Below are 6,270 nucleotides of genomic sequence, written 5' to 3' on the forward strand. Positions count from 1 at the left end.
GAAATGACCGTTATGGCGTACCGGAACGCATGAATTTAGTAAGGGGAAGACTGCAGGCACATGCGAAAGGCTTCGCATTCTTAATTCCGGAAGACCGGGAACATCCGGATGTTTACATTAATGCGCATGACTTGAATACGGCTATGAACGGTGACATCGTTTTCGTGAAAGTGACGTCCAGAAGTCAAGGCGGGGGCCGCTTGGAAGGCGAAGTCGTGCGTGTGATTACGCGTGCTAATACGCAGATTGTGGGAGTTTTTCAGAGTCAGGATACGTATGCGTTCGTTATTGCTGATGATAAGCGTGTAACGAGAGATATTTTCATTCCTCAGCATGCTTTTAATGGCGCTGTCACTGGGCAGAAGGTCGTAGTAAAGATTGTGAATTATCCAGAAGGTCGCTCTGCGGCCGAAGGGGAAGTCATTGAGATCCTTGGTCATAAGGATGATCCAGGCGTTGACATTCTGGGAATTGTGCGCAAGTTCCAGCTGCCTGAAGCTTTCAAAGAGGAAGTACTGGAAGAAGCGGAAGCTGCACCGGATTCGATTACAGAGGAAGAGATTATTGGCCAAGGGCGCCGCGATCTCCGGTCGAAACGAATTGTCACAATCGATGGTGAAGATGCGAAGGATTTGGACGATGCTGTTAATGTCGAGTTATTGGAAAACGGGAACTACCGCTTAGGCGTTCACATCGCTGATGTGAGTTACTATGTGCGTGAAGGCACTGCTCTGGATATTGAGGCTTATAACCGAGGATGTTCCGTCTATTTAACGGATCGTGTTATTCCGATGCTGCCACACCGCCTGTCAAACGGGATTTGTTCGCTTAATCCGCAAGTAGACCGCCTGACGATGTCTTGCGAAATGGAGTTCGATGAGGACCTCAAAGTCGTACATCATGAGATTTTTACAAGTGTAATTAAAACTAGCGAGCGTATGACATATACGAATGTGCGTAAGCTTCTAACGGGTGAGGCTGAGCCTGAGCTTGTGGAGCGTTATGCGTATTTGATGGAAGATTTTAAAAGGATGGAAGAATTGGCAGCTAGACTGCGTTCTAGACGGATGAAGCGCGGAGCGATTGATTTTGACTTTGATGAGTCTAAAATTATCGTAGATGCGGACGGGAAACCAACCGATATCGTCAAAAGAGAGCGCTCCGTCGCGGAAATGATGATTGAAGAGTTCATGCTGGCTGCGAATGAAACAGTCGCTGAGCATTTTTCGTGGATGAAAGTGCCTTTCTTATACCGTGTCCATGAAGATCCTGATGCTGAGAAGCTCATGAATTTCATGGAGTTCGTGACGAACTTCGGATACTCGGTTAAAGGCAAAGGTAACTCGGTACATCCGCGCGCGTTGCAGAGCTTATTGGAAGACATTAAGGGGACGCCAGAAGAGGCGGTCGTTAGCAAAATCATGCTTCGCTCAATGAAGCAAGCTCGTTATGATGCTCAGAGTTTGGGGCATTTCGGTTTGGCGGCGGAATTCTATTCGCACTTTACCTCTCCGATACGTCGTTATCCCGATCTGATCATTCATAGGGTCATTCGCGAAGTTTTGGAAAGCGGTACTTTGTCTGATACTCGTCATGAATATTTGAGTTCTCGCATGAGCGATATTGCTCAACAATCATCGGAACGTGAGCGTGTTGCTGTTGATGCAGAGCGTGAAACAGAAGCACTCAAGAAAGCCCAGTATATGCTTGATAAAGTCGGCGAAGAATTCGAGGGCATTATTTCAAGCGTGACAGGCTTCGGGATGTTCGTAGAACTGGATAACACGGTAGAAGGTTTGATCCGGTTAAGTGATTTAACTGACGATTATTATAACTTCCATGAGAGACAGTTTGCTCTTGTTGGGGAGCGTACGTCCAAGATCTATCGGATCGGGGATGAAATCAAAGTTCGTGTGGCTCGCGTGAATATGGAGGAGCATACGGTTGATTTTGAATTACTGGACATGAAGCCTCGTAAAGAGGGTAGTTTTAATCGAGGCGGCGGAGGAAGCGGCAAGCCGTTCAAAGGGGCGGCCGGGTTTAAGGGCTTCCGTGGTGGTAAAGGTAAGCCTGAGAAGGGCAAGGGAGGCTATACCAAAGGTAAAGGCGGCTTTGCTAAGTCTCCGGGTGGCGGAGAAGGTGTAAGGGCAGGTCAAGGCGGGGCTGCTGGGCGTGTGAGAGCGGGTCAAGAGCGCATTGAGGGCGGGGCAGGACGTGCAGGAGCGGGTCGTGGCCGTGTGGAAGGGCAAGAAGGAAGAGCCCCTCGTGAGGATGCTGAGGGACGTGCGAGAGCAGGGCAAGAGCGTATAGAAGGTGCAGCAAGACGTGTGAGATCAGGGCAAGATCGTATCGAGGGCGCGGCAAGACGCGTGAAAGAAGGTCAAGAGGGAACTAATGGAGCTGGACGTGCGAGGGCAGGTCAGGAGAGTAATGGAGCTGGACGTGCGAGGGCAGGTCAAGAGGGTAATGGAGCTGGACGTGCGAAAGCAGGTCAAGAGCGAAGTGATGCTGGTCGTGCAAAAGCAGGTCAAGAGCGAAGTGAAGGCGCTGGGCAGGGCAAATCGCGCCGCGGCAAAGGCGGTAACACGCCGTGGAGCGAAAACCGCGGCAAAGCCGGCGGTGGTCGCGGGAAGGCGCGTGGTCCTAAGCTGAGCGAAGGCGGCAGCTTGAGCTCGAGGCTTGAATCTGTCGGCGCAGGGCGGACAGATAGCGGCTCTGGGCGCGGCGAAGGCAAGCGCGGCCGCGGAGGCATTGCGCTTGGGGGCGAAGCCCAAGCGGGTGGTGGCTCCGCTGCAGAGCGCAGCAGCGGCGCTAGTGATTGGGCGAGCGGCGTGAACGCGCTCGCCAAGGGTGGTCGTCGCCGGAGTGACGGCGACGGTGGTGCTAGTAAGAAGCGGCGGAGATAACGCCGCTTCTTGCTTTTCGGTCTTGATCTTGCTACAATAGGATGCACATTGTAGCATTATTTACCTGCGTCATCAGTATGCGGGAGGAGGATCTCACGTGGCAACGAAGAAGGCAGATGGCAAGGTGCTTGCCCAGAATAAAAAGGCTTCACACGATTATTTTATCGAGGAAACGTACGAAGCTGGTCTTGTCCTAACCGGCACGGAGATCAAATCCCTACGGGTAGGTAAAGCGAACATTGGCGATAGCTTTTCGACTATACGTAATGGTGAAGCTTTTGTTCATAACATGCACATTAGTCCCTTTGAGCAAGGTAACCGAAGTAATCCAGATGATCCGACTCGGACGCGTAAGCTACTTTTGAAAAAGGCGCAGATCGCCAAGATGTTGGGGCAAGCGAAGCAGGAGGGTTACACACTCGTGCCGCTGAAAGTGTATATCCGCAATGGATACGCTAAGCTTCTAATTGGTATCGGTAAAGGGAAGAAACAGTACGACAAACGTGAATCAGCAGCGAAAAAGGATGCACAACGTGATATTCAACGTGCGCTGCGAGAGAAGCAGAAGATTGCCAGGTAGCCCGTTTTGGTAAGCAGCACCTTGACTTCCACAAACCTGAGCGTTATTTTTTGGACAGCTTGTGTTATACTATCTCTACGGCAAGTGATTGATGTTTTGTAAAGCAATTTCGCTTCAACTGTTCGTCTTTTACCTTCTCTGCTTTATCGGCGGAAACGAAGGCAATCCGGGGGTGTTCTTGGATTCGACGGGGATAGTTTGAGCGCGGGTTGCGGGTAGTGGGGACGCGTCCACTATAACAACGCTAAAGCCTATTAAATGGCAAAACACAAAACAACTACGCTTTAGCAGCTTAATAACCTGTTAGCGTGCTTCTACTCAGCATCGCCCATGTGACTGGGATAGGGGCTCAACTATAGTGGGATACGACGTTTGGTCTCCGCCTGGGGCCTTGCGTAGGAAGACAATCAGGCTGACCCAACGCATAGCCGGTTACGGGGCGCTGCTCGGGTGACATCAAAACTGTGACTACACCCGTAGATGCCTGTGTGGCAATATTTTCGGACAGGGGTTCGACTCCCCTCACCTCCATACAAAAGAAGAAGCACCCGTTGAGGGTGCTTTTTTCTTTTGTATGAGTTTCGGGAGGAGAACCCCTATAGGGTTCAGCCCGCGCGGACCGGAGCGTTAGCGGAGGGAGCACGGCATTGAAATGTACCGCTAGGGTAGTCATCGTTGAGTGAGCTTCGTTAGCAAGTTAGATGGACATTTCAATACTCCCCTCATTAACTCCATATTCCATATTTTAGAACTTATATCGACGCTTCCGGGTGGTTCTCAACTAGCGATCATTATCCCGTATGACATGCCCTCGGACCGGACATCCACGTTGCCAGTATCGGGGAAGTATCCCTTATCTTCTCCTATCGGGTAATAGATTCGTAATTCCGGATCGCTGTTCAGCCTTATATTGAAAAAACTCGGCATCCTCTCCATCCAGTGAAGTACCGATGGAAGGATACCGAGCTCTGTTGCTGGCTTTTATTCCAGATTGGCGTGATTCTTGAACATAGCCGTACTTTGAAGTTCCTTTATCTCCATAAGGCTTAGTACGACCGTATCCAGCAGAAGCAGGAGCGCTTGCTCGAATAAGCTTCCCATCGGCTGCCTGGAGCTGCCCGATGTGCTTTCTTTGGTAGAAGCAGGAATGCGTACGACCGTAGAAGATAATTTACCTAAGGTTGATTCCGGTGCAATTGTGATGGCAGCAACCGAGGCGCCTATGCTTTGGGCTTTGGATGCCATCGCCGTCAAGCTTTTGGTCTCGCCAGACCCTGACCCAACCAGAAGGAGGTCTCCTTGGGTAATACCTGGTGTTACGGTCTCGCCTACCACATAAACATGGAGTCTCATATGCATAAGTCTCATCGCGAATGCGCGCATCATCAGCCCCGAGCGTCCTGCTCCTGCTACAAAGATCGTTTCAGCTGTTGAAATTAGCTGAGCAAGCTCGTCAATCTCATTAGGCCGAATACCTTGAAGCGTCCGCTCCAGCTCTTGAAGAATAGAGGATACAGATTGCAGCATATTCGTTTGCATTATCCCTGTTTGATCAGTTGCTGCATTTGAGCTGCAACTGCTTGTTTGTCTTCGGAGCCGGTAATACCGCCGCCTACGATAACCAGATCAGGCTGTGCGCGGATGACTTCAGGCAGTGTCTGAAGTTTGATACCGCCGGCGATTGCTGTTTTTGCCTGCTTTACGACACGTTTAATTGTAGCCAAGTCCTCAAGCGAGTTTTTACCCTCTGCTTGATGATCGTAGCCAGAGTGTACGCAGATATAGTCAACGCCAAGGTTGTCTATTTCCACTGCACGTGCGGCAATAGTTTTCACATTAATCATGTCGACCATAATTTTTTTATTTTGTTTCCGAGCTTCTTCCACAGCACCTTTAATCGTGGAATCGTCGGATACACCAAGCACGGTAATGATATCAGCTCCTGCTTCGGAAGCTTTCATCACCTCATAACCGCCGGCGTCCATAATTTTGAGATCGGCGAGTACTTTAAGTGATGGGAATGCCTCTTTGATTTCTCTGACAGCGCGAAGTCCTTCGTTTATCACCACAGGAGTTCCGATTTCCACGATATCGATATAAGGCGCTACCTCTTTTACAAGTTGTTTTGCCTCAGGGATGTTGACCAAGTCGAGTGCCAATTGAAGTTCCATATAAATGAATCTCTCCTTTAGATGAATTATTATTCTAGGGATGAGTTCATAGTAGGACGATACCGAAATTTAAGGAAGTACGCACTTTCAAGTAAGTCAGTATCCTACAGGATACTTTAAAGCGCAAAAAAGCAGACTCTATGCGGAGTCTGCCGGTTTGTGATGGGAATATTCCCGTTTATTTTCCAGTAGTATTAAGTGGCATCAGCTCAGAATGAGAGGTTCTGCCGAGCACTTCTTCGCCATAATTTTTGCCCCAGTTGTACATTAGCTTAAGAATTGGGACGAGGCTTTCTCCATACGGAGTCAGCTTATATTCAACCTTTGGCGGGACAACAGGATACACGGTCCGCTCAACAAGCTGGTCTTCTTCCAGCTCGCGGAGTTGGTTCGTTAAAATTTTTTGCGTGATATGGGGAATGAGCCTCTGAAGCTCGCTGAATCTCTTTGTACCGTCGATGCCCAGATGCCAGAGGATAATAAGTTTCCACTTGCCTCCGATTAACGCGAGAGTGAGTTCTTTCTCACAGTTGATTTGATCAATTTCAATTCTTGAACGGATATCTTTGGCCAAAGCTTTAGCACCTCCACATTGCTATAGTGTCACACTAGA

The 6,270-nt window shown here is 49.5% G+C and carries 5 protein-coding genes and 1 other RNA gene; 3 read left to right on the forward strand and 3 right to left on the reverse strand.

The window, feature by feature from the left end; translation table 11 throughout:
* From rnr to ssrA, 3 genes are all read left to right on the forward strand, one after another.
* Positions 1-2,906 (forward strand): ribonuclease R (gene rnr / locus AC1DUA_RS19095; protein WP_477501276.1); only part of this gene is annotated, 2,906 nt, incomplete at its 5' end.
* A 97-nt stretch (positions 2,907-3,003) separates the two neighbouring features.
* Positions 3,004-3,486 carry an SsrA-binding protein SmpB gene (gene smpB / locus AC1DUA_RS19100; protein WP_477501277.1) on the forward strand — a complete coding sequence of 161 codons (483 nt, stop codon included), beginning with the start codon at positions 3,004-3,006 and terminating at the stop codon, positions 3,484-3,486.
* 168 nt (positions 3,487-3,654) lie between these two features.
* Positions 3,655-4,020, forward strand: a transfer-messenger RNA (tmRNA) gene (gene ssrA, locus AC1DUA_RS19105).
* A 447-nt stretch (positions 4,021-4,467) separates the two neighbouring features.
* Here the strand turns inward: ssrA and hxlB are convergent.
* The 3 genes from hxlB to AC1DUA_RS19120 all read right to left on the reverse strand — a co-directional run bounded on the left by hxlB (position 4,468) and on the right by AC1DUA_RS19120 (position 6,231).
* Complete coding sequence (gene hxlB, locus AC1DUA_RS19110; protein ID WP_477501278.1) at positions 4,468-5,025, reverse strand: 6-phospho-3-hexuloisomerase; 558 nt, start codon at positions 5,023-5,025, stop codon at positions 4,468-4,470.
* The gene (gene hxlA / locus AC1DUA_RS19115; RefSeq protein WP_477501279.1) at positions 5,025-5,657 is read right to left on the reverse strand and encodes a 3-hexulose-6-phosphate synthase; all 633 of its coding nucleotides are present in this window, start codon (positions 5,655-5,657) and stop codon (positions 5,025-5,027) included. Before hxlA ends, hxlB begins: the two co-directional genes overlap by 1 nt.
* A gap of 178 nt (positions 5,658-5,835) precedes the next feature.
* Positions 5,836-6,231 (reverse strand): winged helix-turn-helix transcriptional regulator, encoded by a 396-nt coding sequence (locus AC1DUA_RS19120; protein ID WP_477501280.1) that lies wholly within the window; start codon positions 6,229-6,231, stop codon positions 5,836-5,838.
* Positions 6,232-6,270: the final 39 nt, after the last annotated feature.

The organism is Paenibacillus sp. 01T422 (assembly GCF_056398785.1).

Bases quoted from the DNA above. Each gene is read 5' to 3' on its own strand.
- hxlB (WP_477501278.1), bottom strand. From the start codon at position 5,025: ATGCAAACGAATATGCTGCAATCTGTATCCTCTATTCTTCAAGAGCTG.
- hxlA (WP_477501279.1), bottom strand. From the start codon at position 5,657: ATGGAACTTCAATTGGCACTCGACTTGGTCAACATCCCTGAGGCAAAA.